Here is a 19014-nt window from a genome sequence, read left to right on the forward strand (position 1 = left end):
TACTACGCTGTCAGTTGAGATTTATTCTCGAGCTCGTCAAGGTATTAATTTAGAAATCAATGCTTTAAGCACCTTAATGTTTTTATTTGTATTGATTTTGGTTCTTATCTATTACTTCATCACCGCTAAAAAAGGACGCAATAGGAGGGTAATGAAATGAAAAAGATTATTATCGGAATCTTAGCAATCATTGCCGTTTGCTGTGGTCTTGAATTATTGGCGCGTAATCTAAACAATCATGATGTTACTTCAAATAGCAAAAACTTGGTTATCTATAACTGGGGTGATTATATTGATCCCAAACTCATCAAAAAGTTTGAAAAACAAACTGGCTATCATGTAATTTATGAAACATTTGATTCAAATGAAGCAATGTACACTAAGATCAAACAAGGTGGGACTTCTTATGATGTGTGTGTTCCATCGGATTACATGATTTCTAAAATGCGTAAAGACCATTTATTGGAAAAAATTGATAAAAAGAAGCTTCCAAATTATAAAAATATTGGTCAGCAGTTCTTACATCAGTCTTTTGATAAACAAAATAACTATTCTATCCCCTATTTTTGGGGGACGTTAGGAATTATCTATAATGATCGCTATGTTAAACCAGGCTCGATTCAGCATTGGAATGACTTATGGAAAAATAATTATCGACATGACATTTTGTTAGTTGATTCTGCGCGCGATATTATGGGGATGGCGTTAGCTTCGATGAATTATTCAATGAATACTCGAAATTCTTTAGAATTAAAACTGGCAAAGACTAAATTGGATGGTTTGGGTCCAAATGTAAAGGCGATTATTTCTGATGAATTAAAGATGTATATGATTCAAAATGAAGCACCAATTGGTGTTACGTGGTCTGGCGAAGCTCGCACTATGCTTGATCAAAATCCACATTTACATTATGTAGTGCCAAGTGAAGGATCTAATCTTTGGTTTGATAATTTTGTTATTCCTAAGACTGTGAAAAATAAAGCTGGCGCTTACAAGTTCATTAACTTTATGCTAGATCCTAAAAATGCGGCTCAAAATGCGGAATATATTGGATATTCAACTCCAAATATTCTTGCACAAAAGCAACTACCTAAATCATTGCGTGATGATAAACAGTTTTATCCTTCTAAGCAAACTATGAAGAATTTACAAGTATATGAGGATTTAGGTCCTAAAAAGATTCAAGAATATAATGATTTATTTTTAGAATTCAAAATGTATGCTCGCTGAAGCTGACACTTAGGTATAATTAATAAATAAAGGAGGGGACCTATGAAATTCGATCTACAAAGCATTCTCACCTGGCAGAATTTGATGAATGTTCTGGATATCTTGATAGTCTGGTATATCATTTATCATTTAATTATGCTAGTGCGTGGAACCAAAGCTGTTCAATTAGTTAAAGGTATTTCACTAATTATTATTGTTAGAATAATTGCTGGATTTTTAAATTTACATACTTTAACTTATTTTGTTGATCAGATTCTATCTTGGTCAGTAATTGGAATAATCGTCATTTTCCAACCTGAAATTCGGCGTGGATTAGAGCATTTGGGACGTTCCCCGATTTTTGGTGGAAATAATGTAAGTGAGAAAAAGACCTCTGAGCGGATGGTTCATGAACTGGATAAGGCAATTCAGTATATGTCAAAAAGACGAATCGGTGCACTGATTACTATCCAGCAGTCAACTGGTTTAGAGGATTATATTGAAACAGGTATACCTCTTGATGCTGACATTTCGGGAGAGCTATTGATTAATATTTTTATTCCTAATACTCCACTTCATGATGGAGCTGTAATTATTAGAGATAATAAGATCGCAGTAGCAGCCGCATATTTACCTCTTTCTGACAATACTACAATTCCCAAAAAATTAGGGACCCGTCACCGGGCAGCTGTCGGTATTTCTGAAGTTACTGATGCTATTACAATTGTTGTTTCTGAAGAAACTGGTGGTGTAACTATTACCAGAAATAGTCAATTGATGCTCGATTTGACTAGATCAGAATATATGAAATATTTGACTGCACAACTAGTTCCAACTGAAGACAGTAAGCCAAATTGGTATCAGAGAGTGATTAATAAGATTTGGAATTGGGGGTCGAATAAAAAATGAAACGTTTTTTTGACAAACCCTGGTTTTATAAGATTCTTGCGCTTTTATTAGCCATTTTATTAGCTATTTATATTAACTATAATCAACAAGGCTTTGTTCCTAAAGGTCAGCGCAATCAAACCATTAAAACAGCTACACGTAAAGAAACGTTAAAGGTTCCTTTGCAAGTTTCAGTTAATACAGATAAATATTATGTAACTGGCTATCCAGAAAAAGTATCTTTAACAATCTCTGGTTCAAGTGCTCTGGTTACTTCAACTATGAATACACAAAACTTTAGAGCCTTTATTGATTTAAGTCACTTAAAAACTGGAAGTCACGACGTAGCAGTTAAAATTAACGGTTTAAGTAATCAATTAGCATACTCTATAAAGCCAAAAACAGTAAGAGTTACAATTCAGGATAGAAAATCTAAGTCTCTTCCAGTTCAAATAGAGTATAATAAGGATGCTGTGCCTGATGGGTATCAAATTGGAACTGCATCTAGTGATCCATCAGTTATTAACGTAACTGGTGCCAAAAGTGAAGTTAACCAAATTGATCGAATTGTTGCACGCGTTGTTCTTCCCAAGGGGCAGACAGAAACTTATAATAGAGAGGTAATGCTAATAGCTGAAGATAAAGATGGACGGCAGTTAAATGTCGTGATGGATCCAGCTACAACGCATGTTCACATTCCAATTCACTTGCCAACTAAAAAAGTAAAGGTAAATGTGACCTCTCATAATGAACGGCAGAATCGGATTTATTCGTTAACTGCCAATCATTCAACAGTTAGACTTTATGGCAAAGCCAGCGTATTGAAGAAATTAAGTGAAGTTTCTTTAGATGTGAATTTAGATAATATTAATTCTGATACCACAAAAAAAGTGAATTTGGTTTTGCCTAAAGGAATTGTAAAAGCTGACCCCTCAGAATTTACAGTTAAAATCCATGTGTCACAGAATGTGAATTCGGTGAAGAAAGAATAAGTTAGAAATAAAAATTAAGAAAGGTTGTTTATAAAGATGCTTAAGTACTTTGGTACGGATGGTGTGCGTGGTGTTGCTAATGCAGGATTGACTCCTGAAATGGCATTTAAGTTAGGTCGTGACGGAGGTTACGTTTTAACTAAGGATAAAAAAGACGGAGAAAAGGCAAAAGTTCTTGTTTCAAGAGATACTCGTATTTCTGGACAAATGCTTGAATATGCTTTGATTGCTGGTTTATTATCAGTAGGGATTGAAGTCTTAGAATTAGGTGTGATTACCACTCCGGGCTTATCTTATCTAGTTAGAGCACAAGGTGCCGACGCTGGTGTTCAAATTTCAGCTTCTCATAATCCCGTTCAAGACAACGGTATTAAATTCTTTGGTAGTGACGGTTTGAAGTTATCAGATGCCAAAGAAGAAGAAATTGAAAAATTAATTGATGCTCCTGAAGATACTTTGCCACGTCCTTCAGCTGAAGGATTAGGTACAGTGACAAATTATCACGAAGGTGCTTCAAAATATCTTCAATTTATTGAAAATACGCTACCAGAAGAATTAGGTGGAATTAAGGTAGTTGTTGATGGTGCAAACGGTGCATCAAGTGCATTGATCTCTCGCTTATTTGCAGATATGGGCGTTGACTTTACTACCATTGCAACTCATCCAAACGGTTTAAATATTAATGACCACGTTGGTGCAACTCATACTAAGAAGCTTCAAGAAGAAGTGGTTAAGCAAGGTGCTCAACTTGGTTTAGCTTTTGATGGGGATGCTGACCGCTGTATTGCCGTTGATGAAAATGGTAATGAAGTCGACGGTGACCACATTATGTATGTTATCGGCTCATATTTAGCTGATCACGGCCGTTTAAAGAAAGATACTATTGTCACTACTGTGATGAGTAATCTTGGCTTTACTAAGGCTTTAGAAAGACGCGGCCTTAAGAATGTTAGAACTCAAGTTGGTGACCGTTATGTTTCTGAAGAAATGAGAGCTAACGGATATAACTTAGGTGGAGAACAATCTGGTCACGTCATCATTAGCGATTATCACAATACTGGTGACGGCATGCTTACTGGACTTCACTTACTCTACGTTATGAAAGATACTGGTAAATCTTTGAGTGAATTGTTGAAGGACTTTAAAGAATACCCACAACGTTTAATTAACGTTCCAGTAAAAGACAAGAAGTCTTGGAAAGAGCATCAAGCTATTATTGACGCAATTGATACTGTTGAAAAAGAGCTCAGTGACGACGGTCGAATCTTTGTAAGGCCATCAGGTACCCAAGATTTACTTCGCGTTATGACTGAAGCACCAACTCAAGAATTAGCAGATAAGTATTGCGAGCAAGTCGCAAATATTGTAAAGCAAGAAATGGGTAGTGAAGAATAATTACCACTAAAAAGAGGTTCTGAAATTTTCAGAACCTCTTTTTTTTGAGAATTTTTATATTATTTTGAATACATATCTGTCCAAAATGGTAATTCAATAGGATCTTTTTCAAAGCCCTCTAATTGTTTATCAGACAAATATTTCTTGTTAACAACGATATTATATGTGTATTGATTCATCCATTCGTTAGACATGATAAAGTAACCCTTATGTCCAACTTTTGGACCCCAAGAATTTTGGACTTTCCATTTGGTAGGGCGATCATCTTCTAGATCAACACCACAAATTAACATTGCATGTGTCGGCATACTTTCTTGATATTTAACTCTTTGAGCCTTATTATTATCTAATTTGAAGCCAAATGATCGATTCCAGTCATAAGAATCTACTGATAGCAGTCCAGCAGGATTGAACCATTCTTGTAAGACATCGCAAGCAAACCAAACAGGCAAACCATCTTTTAATTGTTCAATAGCCAAATGACGAATGTCATGCATTGGGACATTTAAGTAGCGAATAGCTTGACCATCTACCATATTATTGGATAGATCAATACCGTAACTTTGATCAAATGGATAATCAGGACTCTTTAAGTTCATTAATTCAATATAATTATCTAAATCAATATCTACGAATTTCTTGAAAAATTCTATTGGTGTAATTTCTCCAGTTGAATGAAATACTTTATTTTTATCATAATATTCAAAGACAAAACTCTTTGGAGGAGTACCAAAAGCGATTGAAAGGATATTATAATTCTCTTTATTCATTTTACGTAAATGAGCATTTAATTCTTCGCTTGAAGCGTGGGTATTTACTAAATCACGTAATTTCATAGCGTCATTTCTCAGTTTACGATTGAACATGAAGTTAAGCTCATTAGTTTTCAAAGCAGGTTTAGATTCAGTCATAGTAGAATTAGGAACTAAGCCATATTTCTTAACTAAGTTGACTAAAAGCATCCAATCTCCACCATCTTGTTGAGGAGTATTAAATAAAAAGTTTACTTTACGATCCGATAGTGGATGACTAGCAGTATCAATAATATTTTGATAGAAATAATTAGCTCTTTCTAATTTATCATAGAAGAAAAGATATGCGGGTGAAAATTCTAAGTCCTTAATATCATGCTTTTTAGCTGCATAGAATCTTAGAAAGTTCAAAGCTGAAAACATCCAACATCTCCCAGATTGTTGTTGATTCATTACATTATTTGAATCAACATCGATAGAAAAAGTAAAATTATATTTTTCAACATCACTTTGATTAATAATTGAGTTTTTAATACCGTTTTCCACTACTGCATTTTGGGTATTGCGTAAACGGGCAGTATTTAAAAATTCGGTTCGAAAGTCAGCAATTTCGTTTGAATCTAATTTTGTCATAATAATCTCTTTTCTGAAAATAATTAATCTTTAATTGGAGCGTTATTTTCGTCAGCCTTAACTACTTTAATTGATATTTGTTGATCGGGTTTATATGGACGCTTAATTGGCATCCCCATTGGATTTTGATCTTTTGACATTACGGTAGTAGGCACATTTGAACTAACTTTTCCAGGTTTTTTAAGACCTTCAATTTCCCAAGTAAATGGTGCAAATTTGTTGTGAGGGTCAACCCAATTGTGGTGCTTTGAAAGTTGATACATAACAAAGCAGATCCCTAAAATTACAGCTACTAAAATCAAAATTACAGAAATATATGTAACTGGAGAACCAACTTCAGCTTTAACTTGTGCTGGTGGATAAATGGCTAAAACAATCCCAAAGATACTTGAAATAAGACCGAGTCCAGCAACAAGCCATGCACCAAATTTACCACCGGGAACTTTAAAGGCTCTTGGACGGTTTGGTTGATCATAACGTAATTTTAAGAAAGTAGTAAACATTAAGATGTAGTAGAACAAATATAAGACAGTAATAGTCTGCGTCAACATAATTACGAAGCCTTCAACATTTGGTAGTAACTTAACTAAGTAAGCAATAATTGTCATTCCGGCAATTTGTGTATACATCAAGTGAGCAGGCATTTCGTGTTTGTTCTTTTCTTGGAACCAGTGTGGTAAAAAGCCAGATCCGCCAGCTTGACCCAACATAAAGGAAGGACCAGCCATGTTAGTAATAACACTCGCTAAGACATTACATAAACCAGCCCACACAAGAACCATATATAACCAAGGCATTCCAATAGTTGCACCCAGAGTTCTAAAAACAGTATTTAAAGTATAAATAACGTTGATCTGTTTTTCTGGAACAATCATGGCGATAATTACAGTTCCGACCACGAAAATTAAGAATACTAAGATCATAGAAATAAACATGGCTTTAGTGAAGTCTTTTTCAGGATGCTTCAATTGTTTGATGTGAGCAGCATTCATATCAATACCGGTATATGAGAAAAATACCCCGGCCGCTAAAGCTAAAGTTGACATTCCATTCCACTTAGGAATTAATCCCTTGGGTGTCATTGGAATAGCTGGTTGGTGTCCTTGACACAACCAGACAATAGTCAAAATAATCATTAAAGCTAAAGGTATAAATGTACCAATTAAGACACCATATTTAGCTACACTAGAGAAGGCTTTAACACCTTTAGTTGCAATAAATGTTAATACCCAGTATAAAATAATAAATCCCGTCATGATTAATACTTCATGTTGGGGGTGTTGTGCAAATTGTACAGCCTTGTCATACATAGGAGTATAAAACATAATGGTTGCGGCATAACTCGGCATCCCCATACCAAAGTTAATCATGGTTTGGAACCATAAAATTAATAAACAGGTTAATGCCCAGCCTTTACCTAGACCTTCGCCAACCCAGCGGAAAATCCCACCTCTGTTGCTCCAACCGGAAGCTAATTCTGCAGCGACTAAAGCAGTTGGAATAAAGAAGCAAATCGCACCAATCGCAAAGTAAGTTACAGAAGACAAACCATAGAAGGCTTGTTGAACGTCATTACCGATACCGGCAATTATAGTAACGTTCATTAATGTTAAAGCAAGTATAGAAATGTATATTCGCTGAGTTTGTGCCTTTTCTTTTTCTTGAGGCATAAAAACACTTCCATTCAATAAAACTCTTTTATATAGAGCTTTCTAAAAAAGTGAAAGTATAGCTAAAATAACCTAGATTCTTAATAATAAAAAGTAGATATTTTAGGAAATCAATAGCGGAATAGTAGCAAAAACATCATAAACTTTTTAATGTAATACAATCCCGAACATTAACTCATCTTTCTTAAATATAATGTAATCAACTAGTATTCTTTCATAGTTCTTAAGTAACAAATTGAGGTAGGCCAGAAAAAAGACTAGATAAAATGACATTTATTTAATTTTTAGAAAGTAGTTGAGTGAGAATAGATATATTAAGAAGATATATATAATCAAGTTCATCTATTCACTTGTGAGAATAATTCAATAGGTTAAGAATTACAAATAAAACGCTTTTTAGTGATTAAATCAGATAAAAAAGCTGAAATTGGTATGGACCTCGAATTAATAATAGACCAATTTATATATAAATGCTTGACCTTAACTATAATTTTTACTATTATATCAATTGCAACAACATTTTTATAAATAAAACATACAGTCTAGACCATTTCGAAAAATGGTTTGTTAAAAGGAGATAAAAATATGTGTGGTATTGTTGGTGTGGTTGGAAAACCTGCTCGTGATATTGTTTTAAATGGCTTAAAAAATTTGGAATATCGTGGTTATGATTCAGCTGGTATCTATTTAAATGACTTAAGTGGTCATGCATATTTAACTAAGGCAGTTGGTCGTATTAGTAACTTAGAAGAAAAATTAACTCCAGACGAGCAAGGCTTAGTGGGCATTGGACATACTCGTTGGGCAACTCATGGTAAGCCAACAGTTGATAATGCTCACCCTCATGTATCAGAAGATGGTAGATTCTACTTGGTACATAACGGTGTTATCGAAAACTATGCCGAGTTAAAAGAAAAATACCTCTCAGATGTTCACTTTAAGTCAACTACAGATACTGAAGTGGTTGTTCAATTAGTAGCTAAGATTGCTCGTGAAAAAGATCTTGATGGCTTTTCAGCATTTAAGGAAGCTTTGAAATTAGTTAAGGGTTCTTATGCATTCTTGTTAGTTGATAGTACTGAGCCTTCTCACATTTTCATTGCCAAAAATAAGAGTCCAATGATGCTTGGTTTAGGAGATGGTTTTAATATTATTGCTTCAGATGCCATTTCTGTTTTAGATCAAACTAAGACTTTCATCGACTTACAAGATGGAGATGTTGCCGATGTTACTAAAGATGAAGTTATCATTGAAAATGTAAACGGTGAAAAGGTGGAAAGAAAGCCTCATACTTTAGATATTGATCCTAATGCAGCATCTAAGGGTACATACGAATTCTACATGCTTAAAGAAATCGATGAACAACCTGCTGTAATGCGTCGCTTGTCTCAAACTTACTTTGGCGCTGATGGTGATGTGCGTGTTGAACAAAAAATTGTCGACGCTGTAGCTCAAAGTGATCGCATTTACATTTTAGCTGCTGGTACTAGTTATCACGCAGGTTTAGTAGGCAAAAATATTATTGAAAAATATGCGGATATTCCAGTTGAAGTTGGTTTAGCTTCTGAATTTGGTTATCATTTTCCTAAACTTTCTAAGAAGCCGTTCTTTATTTTCCTATCTCAATCAGGTGAAACTGCTGATTCTCGTGTTGTTTTAAAGCAAGTAAATGAAAGAAACCTTCCTAGCTTGACCATGACTAATGTGGAAGGGTCAACTTTATCTCGCGAAGCTACTTACACAATGCTACTTGAAGCCGGTCCAGAAATTGCCGTTGCTTCAACTAAAGCATACACAGCACAGATTGCGGTTCAAGCTATTTTAGCTAAAGCAGTTGGCGAAAAGAAGAATATTCAAGATGCAAAGGACTTTGACTTAAAGAACCAATTGGCACTTGTTGCTGAGGGAATGCAAGAATTAGTTGATGGCAAAGAAAAGATTGATGAACTTGCCAAGAAATACTTAGCTAATACACGAAATGCCTTTTATATTGGCCGTGGAGTTGATTACGCCGTTGCTCTTGAAGGTGCATTAAAATTAAAAGAAGTTTCTTACATTGAAACTGAAGGATTCGCTGCAGCTGAATTAAAGCACGGCACGATTGCTTTGATCGAAGATGGCACCCCTGTAATTGCCTTAATCAACGATCCAGCTACTGCTGATTTAACTCGAGGAAATATCCAAGAAGTAGAATCTCGTGGAGCTAACGTAATGACCTTTGTGGCCAAGGATTTTGCAAGAGAAGATGACGATGTTATCTTACCTCAAGTGGATTACTACATGTCACCACTACTTACTGCAGTTCCAGCACAATTGTTAGCTTATTATGCTTCTAAGAATAAAGGCTTAGATGTTGATAAGCCAAGAAACTTAGCTAAGTCAGTTACAGTTGAATAATCAAAAAAGATGTCTTTATAAAAGACATCTTTTTTTCTATAATTTAAAATAAGTAGACAGGGAGGAATATATGAATATTAAACTTATTGCTGTTGATCTAGACGGCACTTTATTAAACTCGCAACAACAAGTCACACCACTTACTAAGCAGGCACTTCAAAGAGCTGCTGCAGCTGGAATCAAGGTTGTCCCTTGTTCTGGTAGACCTTTTCCAGGCGTTAAGGGATATTTAGACGAACTGAATCTAGCAGATAAAAATCAATACGCAGTCACATTCAATGGGGCACTTGTATTTAACTTAAGTGGCGACATTATTGTGAGAGAGCTGCTTCATTATGATGATTTCAAATACTTTTATGATCTTAGTCAAAAATATAAGATGCAGTTTCACTTTGAATTAGAAGATCGCTTTGTAACTTGCGACCACTTTTTAAACTATCTGATGTCACGTGAAAGCTGGCTAACTAGAATGCCAATTGAAATTAGCAGTTTTGATAAGATTGACAAAAATTTGGAATTTACTAAGGGAATGTATAGCGGCAAACCGGCTGACATTGTTAAATACCTAGATCAGCTTCCGCAAGAATTATTTGAGCGCTATAATGTTTCGACCTCTGATCCTACTTTAATCGAAATTAATTCTCGCACAGCATCTAAGGGCAATGCCTTAAAGGAATTGGGTAAAGTTTTAAATATTAAACCCGAAGAAATTATGATTTTCGGTGATCAAAAAAATGATCTATCAATGTTTAGTGAACCAGGATTTCATAAGGTTGCAATGGGTAATGCAATTGATATTATTAAGCAAAAAGCAGATTTTGTGACAAAAACTAATGATCAAGACGGAATTGCTTACGCACTCGAGGAGATGGTCTTTTAATGGATAGAAAGTGGAAAAACTATCTTAGTGTGATGTTTTTTGCTTTTTTTGGTGGAGCAGTGCGAGCTTGGCTAAATAGCTTGTGGTCTTTTACTGGCACAATGGTTGTAAATGTAGTTGGGTGCTTTTTGTTAGCTTTTTTGACTTATTTTTTTATTAATTATCGTGAGGGACGAGATTGGCTCGCTACTGGCCTTTCAACTGGATTCGTTGGTGCTTTTACAACGTTTTCTACCTTTCAGCTTGAGACGTTGAAACAGATTCAATCAGGCAAGATAAGTGATAGTTTAATTTACTTTTTTGTTTCGTTAATAGTCGGACTGATTTTCGCATTTTTAGGGATGCTCGTTGGTAACAAAGTTGGGGAAAAGTTGGGAGATAAAGCTTAAATGATAACACTGTTATATGTTGGCATAGGTGCTAGTTTAGGTGCAGCTGTACGATATGCAATTACTAATTTTGGTAAAAAACATTGGTCTCATATTTTTCCATTTGCAACAATGCTAATTAATTTAAGTGGAGCATTGCTTTTGGGATTCTTATTTGCTAGACAGGTTTCGCCGATTATTTATGCCTTCCTTGGCACTGGAATTTTGGGCGGTTACACAACATTTTCGACACTGAATGTTGAACTAGCTGGCCAAATAAGAGATAGGCAATATACTAGATTTTTTCTTTATCTGCTAACATCTTATGCTGGAGGATTAGTATTTGTGTATTGTGGATATATATTAGGAAAATAAAAAAAGGAGCAATTGCTCCTTTTTTTATTTAGATATGGAGATATCAATAACTCCCATTTCGTTAGTGAGATTGGCTTTGGCTGGAGCATCTTCTTTATTAAGATAGCCTTTCATAGTACTAAAATCATCATTAGCATAAATGATTGCGTCCATAGGTAAGTTAATAGGACCTAATCTTGTTTGAGCATGAAATTGTAAAGGGAAATTCTCTGTTGGAAGTTCTAAATTGATGTTGCCGGTTTTGTTTTGAACATCAATATTAGATGCAAATTGTGAGTTCAATCTTAACTTACAATTTCCAGAATGGGAATGAATCTCACAACTTTTACTAATATTAGAAAACTTAATACTGCCACTAGCTGTCTCAATTTCTGTTTGGGCAACAATGTTATCCAAATGTAAATTACCGCTTTTACTGTTTATTTGAAGTGAGTAGCTGTCAATATCTTTTAAGTTAACATTTCCGCTACTGGTAGAAAAGACAATTCCTTCTTCTTGACTCAAAGTTTTGATAGCTTCGGCTTTAATATTTCCTGAATGGCTATTAATGTGCAAATCTTGACTCGTGCAGTGCGTCATGAGTAGATTACTTGATTTGACATCAGCTTGGAATCTTTGAACCTTTAAATTACTTAGTAGAACGTGGCCCGAGATAGTCGTCAGATCTAACATACATTGAGATTTTAAACCAATTAAGGTTACTTTTCCTGATTGGCTTCGGATAGTTAAGAAACTGGCATATTTATTTGGAACGAATAATAAGATCTTATTTTTGAAAAGACCTACTAATTTTCTAGGACCTTGGGTTACCTTAATCACGTTGCCAACTTTTTCAACAGTTGAATATAGCTTAGGAATGTCGCGTGACATAAGGTCTTTAACTATTAACTGATCAGAATCGGTAGGCAAAATAATTAAATCGCCAATGCGGTAGTTAAAGTGAAGTTCGGTGATATTTGATAGATTAATACTGAATTCATTGACAGACTTAAGCTCTAGAATTTGGACAACACTTTTTTCAAGTTGTTTGAGCATAACAGCAGAATTCTTGCTATCAGTAGCTTGATTTATCAAATTATCAAGTTCTTGCAGAAGAATAGAAATATTAGCTTGAGCAATTACAGGATCGATTCCATTTTCAATATCAAATTGAATTTGTTCATCTACACGTTTTAAAAAAGTAGTGGTAAGATCCGGAATCTCGGTTGAATATGGAATTTTAGTTAAAAGTTTTTTGATTTTATCTTCAAACATGCTTTACTCCTTATAATCATTAATTGTAGTATAAAACAAAATACTTTTGAATATAGATATAGGTAAGGAAACTATGAAAAATTATAAATTATCAAAATGGGAATGGGTTTGGATAATTGCTGCTGTGGCTATCTTAGTTGGCTTATTTATTTCAAGCTCAATGACTTATCATGAACAAAAACTTCATCCAGGATTTATTAACCAGCATTTGGGTTTTTTAGAGCACTATTTGTCAGGTGTTGAAATTCACTATGGTGGCAAAATTCATAGCGCCGCTGTAAATGGGATGCCGGCATTTACGGAGTTTGTTGTTAGAAAGTTTGCCCATTTTGCAACTTATTTTTTGTTAGGAATGACGCTATACTTAGCCTCAAAGCCAGTTTTTAGAATTAGATTTTTTGCTCCAATTAATATCTGGCTGATGGTAGTTGGGTTAGCAGCTTTAGATGAATACCATCAATACTTAACAGGCGATCGTACACCTAGTGTTCATGATGTAATGCTTGATGGATTGGGAGCATTTTTTGGAATCTTACTAGTTGTTATTATTCAATTGATCATCTATGCATTTAAAAATCAAAAGCAGAATTAAACAAGACCTTTTCACTATGCAAAAACTATTTTAAAATGAAAAGCGGAGGCAAAAAATACTATGAATTTAAAAAAGAAACTAGCTCTTTCAAGTACCCTATTTTTAAGTGGGGTTACTTTAATGAGTTTTTCTACAAAAAACAATACTACATATGCAGCTACAGTGACTGATAAACAACAAGTAGTAAGAATTAATTACTCAGGTAAAGGCAAAGTAGCTGTGTGGAATAACTACCAAAGCCCACAACATGTGACAGGTAAGTACTTATCAAGTAACTCTAACTGGAAATCTTATAAAGTTGCAACTTTAGATAATCAAAAAACATGGTACAACTTAGGTGGTCAGCAGTGGGTTGACGGTCAATATATTGCAAGTTCTAGTCAAAACAATCAAAATACTAGCGATAATTCTCAATATCAAGTTAAAGACGCTCGTGGTATTGCACAAGTTAATTATTCAGGTCGTGGTGGGGTAGCTGTTTGGAGTAGTTATAATAGCTCTCGCAAAATAACTGGCAAATATTTAGCTAACAATACTAATTGGCACTACTATAAAATTGCGACAGGCAATAATAAGACTTGGTATAACTTAGGCGGTAATCAGTGGGTTGATGGTCAATACATTAATGAAAATCGGGCATATATTTTACCTTATAAATATTACAGTCAACTGAGTCCGACATTTGCACCAAGTGCATGTGAGGCAGCGAGTTTGAAGATTGCATTGTCTGTTAAAAACGTCGCAAATAATTTATCGGTTAAAGATATAATTGATAAAATGCCACGTGCTGATAGTCCAGAAAAAGGCTTTAATGGTGATCCATATAAGTTTGCTGCTGGCAAGTTTATAACAATTTATCCAGAGCCACTGACTGCTTATGCGCGCTCACTTGGTGCCAATGCGGCTAATATTTCTGGAGCAAGCGAGCAGACTTTAATTAATGAAATTAAGAGCGGCAATCCAATCATTGTTGCTTGCAATTTACATATGCAGGATCAAGGCTCATATCATGTATCAACTATTGTAGGCTATCGTCCCGGAGCATTTTTAATCGCAGATCCATACCGATATACTAATGAAGATGGCAAGGTATTCTGGGTAGATATGAATAAATTTATGAACATTTATCGCTACCGAGGAATGAAAGCTGTCGTTATCCGTTAGAAAATACATTGAATTTCAACTTTGACTGCGGTATTATTGACAAGGTTAACTATATTAGAAAAAAGAAAGAAGGATTCTTATGTCAGGACATTCAAAATGGCACAATATTCAAGGCCGCAAGAATGCACAAGACGCTAAAAGAGGTAAGGTATTCCAAAAGTTATCTCGTGAAATTTATATGGCTGCAAAGAGTGGTGGTCCTGACCCTTCAGGGAATCCAAGCTTACGTTTGGTTATGGATAAAGCACGTGCAGCTAACATGCCAAAGACTAATATTGAGCGTGCTATTAAAAAAGCTGAAGGTAACTCAGAAGAACATTACGACGAAATTACTTACGAAGGTTACGCACCAGGTGGTGTTGCAGTTTTGGTTGAAGCTTTAACTGATAACAAGAACCGTACTGCTTCAGACGTCCGTGTAGCATTTACTCGTAATGGTGGTTCACTGGGGGCTACTGGTTCTGTTGCTTATATGTTTGACCGTAAAGGTTATATTGCAATTGATCGTACAACTACTGATGCTGATGAAGATCAAGTTTTACTTGATGTTATGGATGCTGGTGGTGACGACTTAGAAACCAGTGATGAAGCTTTCGAAATCTACACTGATCCTAAGCAATTTACTGCAGTACGTGATGCTTTGGAAAAGGCTGGTTATAAATTAGCTGATGCTGAATTAACCATGATTCCTCAAAACACCACTCCAGTTCCTGATGATAAGAAGGAACAATTTGAACATTTAATTGATGCGTTAGAAGATAACGATGATGTTTCAAATGTTTATACTGCAGCTGCAGATGATGAATAATAAGATAATTAAGGTGGCCCTTAGTCAAATTGACTAAGGGTTATTTTTTTGCAATTTTAAAAATAAAAAATAGAATTCGATACTTTTTGTGTAATTAATATTGGAGACTATTTTAAGGAGAAGTATATGGATATCAAAATTTACTCTCAAAATATTATTGATTACGCAGTTAGCAATGGAGTCAGTGATATTTTTATTTTTCCAAAAGAAGATAAGTATCGAATTGACTTACGAAATCAAAAAGGACTCATAAATTGGAAGACAGTTGAAGAAGATCAGGCTCAAGAGTTGATATCTTATTTCAAATATGTAGGCCAGATGGACATTGCCGAACATCGAAGACCCCAAGTTGGATCAGTAGAACAAAAAAGAAGCGATTCAAAAATATTTTTGCGCTTTTCTACTACAGGAGATTTTCTGAATCGTGAATCCTTAGTGGTTCGTATTATTTATGGCAATAAAAAGAATAATTATTTCTTTAATACACAATTCGAACAGCTAAAGAATTTGTGTTATTTGAGGGGATTAATTATTACTTCTGGACCTACTGGCTCTGGAAAAACATCTACAATGTATGATTTAGCGCGGCAGGTAGGAATGAATAAAGTTGTAATGACTATCGAAGATCCTGTTGAAATATATGAGCCTGCTTTTTTACAAACCCAGATAAACATCACAGCAGGAATTCAGTATTTGGATTTGATGAAAGCGGCTTTGAGAAATCGTCCAGATATATTAATTATCGGAGAAATTCGAGATCCAGAAACTGCTAAAGTAGCTGTCAATGCTGCTTTAAGTGGGCATTTGGTTTTGGCAACTGTACATGCTAAGAGTTCTCTGCAAACAATTAGTCGACTTGAAGGACTAGGAATTAGTAGCAGTGAATTATCTAATAGTTTAACAGCAGTATCTTATCAACGTTTAATTTATAACAATACTTTAAAAGCACCTGCTTGCTTATTTGATATTGCATACGGTGAAAAACTAGCTGAGGAAATTTCTTCACAAGAGCGTAATAGTTTTGTATCTTGGCACAATAGTCTTCAATCTTTAAGAAAGGAGGAGAAGATTAGTGAAACTGATTTCTACTTATTTCAACAAGGATAAATTAAATTCAGGTCAGCAGTTGGTTTTTTTAGATTATTTATACCAGTGCTTAAAAAATGGTTTTTCTTTAAATGCTAGCTTGAAGTTAATGCCGGTGATTTGGGCTAATAATAAAGCCTGTATTAAGGATTTAGATAAAAAGATAGAAAATGGTGCTAACTTAGGGGACATTTTACTGAAAATTGGTTTTTCTAAAAATGTTGCTGTGCAACTTAACATGGCATTACTGCAAGGAAGTTTGATTGATTGTTTGAAACAGTTGACACAGCTCATTCGGCTAAAGAATAAGCAAATAAAAAAATTGAAGGCTGAATTGGCCTATCCAATTTTATTAATTTTAATGATGATCTTTTTGCTAATTGCGATGCAAACTTTTTTGAAAACTGAAACTCAAGCAAGCGACTGGTCTAGTGATTTAGTTTTTTGTTTATTGGTAGTTGTAATTGCAGGATTAGTTTTTTGTGGAATTAGGATATTTTATTTAATTAAGAGACAGGACTATCAGTCGCTGTCAAAACTTAGTAAATATCCCGTTGTTGGATCGGCCATTATGCTATATGTGCAGTATTTATTGGTTTATGATATTTCAATTTTGCTTTCTAATGGATTTTCACTACAGCAAATGTGCAAGTTAACAAGTAAGCAAGAAAAAGGTTCTTTACAAGAAGTGATTGGGTCTAAAACTGCGGAATATTTGCAAAAAGGAAAATCGATTGATGAGGTCATTAATAATGAATTATTTTTGCCAAATAGCTTGGTGCTATTGACAACCACTGGATCCGATCGAAAAGAAATTGGTAAAAGAAGTCTAGTTTTAGGAAAAACTTTATACTACGAGCTAAATTTGAAATTAAATAAATTAGTTGTGAATGTACAGCCAGTTTGTTTTTTATTTATTGGGGCATGTATTTTGGGGATGTATCTTAAGATTTTGATGCCGATGTATTCAATGATGCAAACAATTTAAAGGAGAAAGAAATGAAAGCTTTAAACAAATTAAACGTGTTAAAAAAGAAGGCCAAGGGTTTTACCTTGATGGAAATGGTTATTGTGATTGCAATTATTGCAATTTTGATTTTGCTTGTTTTGCCTAATTTAACTCAGCAAAAGGAAAAAGCTGGAGATAGAACAAGTGATGCCTTTAGAACAACACTGCAAACACAAGTAGATTTGGCAGATAAGAAGATCACTTCATTTGATGAATTGGATAAGGATTCATTAACGGATAAGCAATTAGAGAAAGCAAAGGCTGAATATTCAATTGATAAAGATGGTCAGGTTAAAAAGAACGTGGAAAAGAAATAAGCTGTTGAGTTTTCAGGCATTCACTTTAATTGAAACATGTATAACTTTGTTCATTTTTTGTCTTATTTTTACTATTCCAACTATTAACCTTAAGGGCTACCAAAACACTGTCAAAGTTCACAACACCCGACGCCAGGTAAAAGCGATTATTGAAAATTATTCACGTTATGCGCTTTTAAAAAATAAAGCATACTGGCTAACTTATAATCCAGATAGTCATACAATTAGTGCTTCAAGCGGAAATGAATTTAAAGAATATTCAATTGATAAAGATGTTGTTGTAAAGGATATGAAAATCTTCAAAATTAATTCAAGTGGTCGTTTTACACCACGAACTATTGTTTTTGTATGTCATGATAAAAAACAACAAGTTAATTTACAAATGATGTGGGGTAGGATGATTGATGAGTAAAGTCAGAGGATTTTTACTTTGGGAAAGCATGATTGGACTATTTATTGCTTGTCTTGGGATCACACTGTTATCCATAACTGTGGGTCAAGGTAAAGAAACAGAACTAAAAATGGAGAAAAAAGTTGATGAAAAAATGGCGCATTATATCATGCGAAAAACTGGAGAAAGTGAAGTTTTAATTCATGACCAAACTTATAAATAAGAAAATTAAAGCTTTCAGTATTGCAGAAGCGGTGTTGGCCATTTTCGTTACTATCTTATGTATAAATTTATTAGTAAATCTCCTGGCAAACATTAAAAGTGCTGATCGGCGTCATGAACCGATTAATAATGTAGCGATGGCGTACGTTCAATTAGACCGATTTTTAAAAGATGACGGGCCTTTTGAAGTTGATAGTGATAAGTCGCGTTTTAATCAAATAGTAATTAGAAAACGAACTGGTGAAAAAGATGGTGAGCCTATCTATGGCGATCGATATAATCTAGAACACTACAAAAATATGATAAGAATGCGCAAATACGATTCAGGAACAGGCGGCCATATGCCTCTTATTTTGAAAATAAGTAGAGCAAGTTTCAGTTACGGAGAGGATTATTTCAAGATTCATTTAACTGAAAGTGATAAGAGAAAGAGTGATCTAACCTTTAAAACTGAAAAGCCACTACCAAAGAAAAAGAAAGATGATAAAAAGGACAAAGAACAAGATTCCAAAAGTGCAAAAAAGAAAGATGATAACGAAACTAAAGAGAAGAAAAAAGCTGAAAAAGCTTAAAGGTAGTGCCTTTTTAAGTGCTATGCTGGTGCTTATTTTC

The 19014-nt window shown here is 34.5% G+C and carries 20 protein-coding genes and 1 pseudogene; 18 read left to right on the forward strand and 3 right to left on the reverse strand.

Going from position 1 to position 19014, the window contains the following annotated elements:
* The 5 genes and pseudogenes from Q0Y70_RS06515 to glmM form a co-directional block, all read left to right on the forward strand.
* A pseudogene (locus tag Q0Y70_RS06515) lies at window positions 1–160 on the forward strand (ABC transporter permease); the annotation flags it as partial.
* Entirely contained in the window at window positions 157–1230 is a 1074-nt protein-coding gene (locus tag Q0Y70_RS06520) for a PotD/PotF family extracellular solute-binding protein (RefSeq protein ID WP_297818552.1), read from the forward strand. The pseudogene Q0Y70_RS06515 and the gene Q0Y70_RS06520, both read left to right, overlap by 4 nt.
* A gap of 42 nt (window positions 1231–1272) precedes the next feature.
* Entirely contained in the window at window positions 1273–2118 is an 846-nt protein-coding gene (cdaA, locus tag Q0Y70_RS06525; RefSeq protein ID WP_297818555.1) for a diadenylate cyclase CdaA, read from the forward strand.
* Window positions 2115–3089, forward strand: coding sequence for a YbbR-like domain-containing protein (locus Q0Y70_RS06530; protein WP_297818558.1), 975 nt, complete (start codon window positions 2115–2117; stop codon window positions 3087–3089). Before cdaA ends, Q0Y70_RS06530 begins: the two co-directional genes overlap by 4 nt.
* A 36-nt stretch (window positions 3090–3125) precedes the next feature.
* Window positions 3126–4484: a phosphoglucosamine mutase gene (glmM, locus tag Q0Y70_RS06535; protein ID WP_297818561.1), complete on the forward strand. Its 1359-nt coding sequence runs from the start codon at window positions 3126–3128 to the stop codon at window positions 4482–4484.
* Between the two features lie 59 nt (window positions 4485–4543).
* Here glmM and Q0Y70_RS06540 read toward each other — a convergent pair whose 3' ends face one another.
* Together Q0Y70_RS06540 and Q0Y70_RS06545 are read right to left on the reverse strand one after the other, a co-directional pair.
* Window positions 4544–5869 (reverse strand): C1 family peptidase, encoded by a 1326-nt coding sequence (locus Q0Y70_RS06540; RefSeq protein WP_297818565.1) that lies wholly within the window; start codon window positions 5867–5869, stop codon window positions 4544–4546.
* A 23-nt stretch (window positions 5870–5892) separates the two neighbouring features.
* Complete coding sequence (locus Q0Y70_RS06545) at window positions 5893–7539, reverse strand: APC family permease (protein ID WP_297818569.1); 1647 nt, start codon at window positions 7537–7539, stop codon at window positions 5893–5895.
* A gap of 585 nt (window positions 7540–8124) precedes the next feature.
* Between Q0Y70_RS06545 and glmS the strand changes: the two genes are divergently transcribed.
* From glmS to crcB, 4 genes are all read left to right on the forward strand, one after another.
* Window positions 8125–9936, forward strand: coding sequence for a glutamine--fructose-6-phosphate transaminase (isomerizing) (glmS, locus tag Q0Y70_RS06550; protein WP_297818572.1), 1812 nt, complete (start codon window positions 8125–8127; stop codon window positions 9934–9936).
* A 70-nt stretch (window positions 9937–10006) separates the two neighbouring features.
* Entirely contained in the window at window positions 10007–10816 is an 810-nt protein-coding gene (locus tag Q0Y70_RS06555) for a Cof-type HAD-IIB family hydrolase (RefSeq protein WP_297818574.1), read from the forward strand.
* On the forward strand, window positions 10816–11205 hold the full coding sequence (locus Q0Y70_RS06560) for a CrcB family protein (RefSeq protein ID WP_297818577.1): 390 nt from the start codon (window positions 10816–10818) through the stop codon (window positions 11203–11205). Before Q0Y70_RS06555 ends, Q0Y70_RS06560 begins: the two co-directional genes overlap by 1 nt.
* Window positions 11206–11559, forward strand: coding sequence for a fluoride efflux transporter CrcB (gene crcB, locus Q0Y70_RS06565; protein WP_297818580.1), 354 nt, complete (start codon window positions 11206–11208; stop codon window positions 11557–11559).
* Between the two features lie 24 nt (window positions 11560–11583).
* Here crcB and Q0Y70_RS06570 read toward each other — a convergent pair whose 3' ends face one another.
* On the reverse strand, window positions 11584–12813 hold the full coding sequence (locus Q0Y70_RS06570; protein ID WP_297818584.1) for a DUF4097 family beta strand repeat-containing protein: 1230 nt from the start codon (window positions 12811–12813) through the stop codon (window positions 11584–11586).
* A gap of 73 nt (window positions 12814–12886) precedes the next feature.
* Here Q0Y70_RS06570 and Q0Y70_RS06575 point away from each other — a divergent pair, with 73 nt between their 5' ends.
* From Q0Y70_RS06575 to Q0Y70_RS06615, 9 genes are all read left to right on the forward strand, one after another.
* Window positions 12887–13405, forward strand: a complete 519-nt coding sequence (locus tag Q0Y70_RS06575) for a VanZ family protein (RefSeq protein ID WP_297818587.1) — start codon at window positions 12887–12889, stop codon at window positions 13403–13405.
* Window positions 13406–13465: 60 nt separating this feature from the next.
* Complete coding sequence (locus tag Q0Y70_RS06580) at window positions 13466–14569, forward strand: C39 family peptidase (protein ID WP_297818590.1); 1104 nt, start codon at window positions 13466–13468, stop codon at window positions 14567–14569.
* A 79-nt stretch (window positions 14570–14648) separates the two neighbouring features.
* Window positions 14649–15377 (forward strand): YebC/PmpR family DNA-binding transcriptional regulator, encoded by a 729-nt coding sequence (locus Q0Y70_RS06585; RefSeq protein WP_297818592.1) that lies wholly within the window; start codon window positions 14649–14651, stop codon window positions 15375–15377.
* Window positions 15378–15503: 126 nt separating this feature from the next.
* Window positions 15504–16484: a competence type IV pilus ATPase ComGA gene (gene comGA / locus Q0Y70_RS06590; RefSeq protein ID WP_297818594.1), complete on the forward strand. Its 981-nt coding sequence runs from the start codon at window positions 15504–15506 to the stop codon at window positions 16482–16484.
* Complete coding sequence (locus Q0Y70_RS06595; RefSeq protein WP_297818596.1) at window positions 16450–17451, forward strand: type II secretion system F family protein; 1002 nt, start codon at window positions 16450–16452, stop codon at window positions 17449–17451. Before comGA ends, Q0Y70_RS06595 begins: the two co-directional genes overlap by 35 nt.
* 11 nt (window positions 17452–17462) lie before the next feature.
* Window positions 17463–17789 carry a prepilin-type N-terminal cleavage/methylation domain-containing protein gene (locus Q0Y70_RS06600; protein ID WP_297818600.1) on the forward strand — a complete coding sequence of 109 codons (327 nt, stop codon included), beginning with the start codon at window positions 17463–17465 and terminating at the stop codon, window positions 17787–17789.
* A 4-nt stretch (window positions 17790–17793) separates the two neighbouring features.
* Window positions 17794–18201, forward strand: coding sequence for a type II secretion system protein (locus tag Q0Y70_RS06605; protein WP_297818603.1), 408 nt, complete (start codon window positions 17794–17796; stop codon window positions 18199–18201).
* Complete coding sequence (locus Q0Y70_RS06610) at window positions 18194–18403, forward strand: type II secretion system protein (RefSeq protein WP_297818606.1); 210 nt, start codon at window positions 18194–18196, stop codon at window positions 18401–18403. Before Q0Y70_RS06605 ends, Q0Y70_RS06610 begins: the two co-directional genes overlap by 8 nt.
* Window positions 18384–18974 carry a ComGF family competence protein gene (locus Q0Y70_RS06615; protein WP_297818608.1) on the forward strand — a complete coding sequence of 197 codons (591 nt, stop codon included), beginning with the start codon at window positions 18384–18386 and terminating at the stop codon, window positions 18972–18974. The genes Q0Y70_RS06610 and Q0Y70_RS06615 overlap by 20 nt, the downstream gene beginning before the upstream one ends.
* Window positions 18975–19014 lie beyond the last annotated feature (40 nt).

Source organism: uncultured Lactobacillus sp. (assembly GCF_947367085.1).
Classification (GTDB): Bacteria; Bacillota; Bacilli; order Lactobacillales; family Lactobacillaceae; genus Lactobacillus.

Excerpts from the sequence above, each read along its gene's own strand:
- Q0Y70_RS06520 (WP_297818552.1), top strand. The coding sequence starts at position 157 with ATGAAAAAGATTATTATCGGAATCTTAGCAATCATTGCCGTTTGCTGT.
- cdaA (WP_297818555.1), top strand. The coding sequence starts at position 1,273 with ATGAAATTCGATCTACAAAGCATTCTCACCTGGCAGAATTTGATGAAT.
- Q0Y70_RS06530 (WP_297818558.1), top strand. The coding sequence starts at position 2,115 with ATGAAACGTTTTTTTGACAAACCCTGGTTTTATAAGATTCTTGCGCTT.
- glmM (WP_297818561.1), top strand. The coding sequence starts at position 3,126 with ATGCTTAAGTACTTTGGTACGGATGGTGTGCGTGGTGTTGCTAATGCA.
- Q0Y70_RS06540 (WP_297818565.1), bottom strand. The coding sequence starts at position 5,869 with ATGACAAAATTAGATTCAAACGAAATTGCTGACTTTCGAACCGAATTT.
- Q0Y70_RS06545 (WP_297818569.1), bottom strand. The coding sequence starts at position 7,539 with ATGCCTCAAGAAAAAGAAAAGGCACAAACTCAGCGAATATACATTTCT.
- glmS (WP_297818572.1), top strand. The coding sequence starts at position 8,125 with ATGTGTGGTATTGTTGGTGTGGTTGGAAAACCTGCTCGTGATATTGTT.
- Q0Y70_RS06555 (WP_297818574.1), top strand. The coding sequence starts at position 10,007 with ATGAATATTAAACTTATTGCTGTTGATCTAGACGGCACTTTATTAAAC.
- Q0Y70_RS06560 (WP_297818577.1), top strand. The coding sequence starts at position 10,816 with ATGGATAGAAAGTGGAAAAACTATCTTAGTGTGATGTTTTTTGCTTTT.
- crcB (WP_297818580.1), top strand. The coding sequence starts at position 11,206 with ATGATAACACTGTTATATGTTGGCATAGGTGCTAGTTTAGGTGCAGCT.
- Q0Y70_RS06570 (WP_297818584.1), bottom strand. The coding sequence starts at position 12,813 with ATGTTTGAAGATAAAATCAAAAAACTTTTAACTAAAATTCCATATTCA.
- Q0Y70_RS06575 (WP_297818587.1), top strand. The coding sequence starts at position 12,887 with ATGAAAAATTATAAATTATCAAAATGGGAATGGGTTTGGATAATTGCT.
- Q0Y70_RS06580 (WP_297818590.1), top strand. The coding sequence starts at position 13,466 with ATGAATTTAAAAAAGAAACTAGCTCTTTCAAGTACCCTATTTTTAAGT.
- Q0Y70_RS06585 (WP_297818592.1), top strand. The coding sequence starts at position 14,649 with ATGTCAGGACATTCAAAATGGCACAATATTCAAGGCCGCAAGAATGCA.
- comGA (WP_297818594.1), top strand. The coding sequence starts at position 15,504 with ATGGATATCAAAATTTACTCTCAAAATATTATTGATTACGCAGTTAGC.
- Q0Y70_RS06600 (WP_297818600.1), top strand. The coding sequence starts at position 17,463 with ATGAAAGCTTTAAACAAATTAAACGTGTTAAAAAAGAAGGCCAAGGGT.
- Q0Y70_RS06610 (WP_297818606.1), top strand. The coding sequence starts at position 18,194 with ATGAGTAAAGTCAGAGGATTTTTACTTTGGGAAAGCATGATTGGACTA.
- Q0Y70_RS06615 (WP_297818608.1), top strand. The coding sequence starts at position 18,384 with ATGACCAAACTTATAAATAAGAAAATTAAAGCTTTCAGTATTGCAGAA.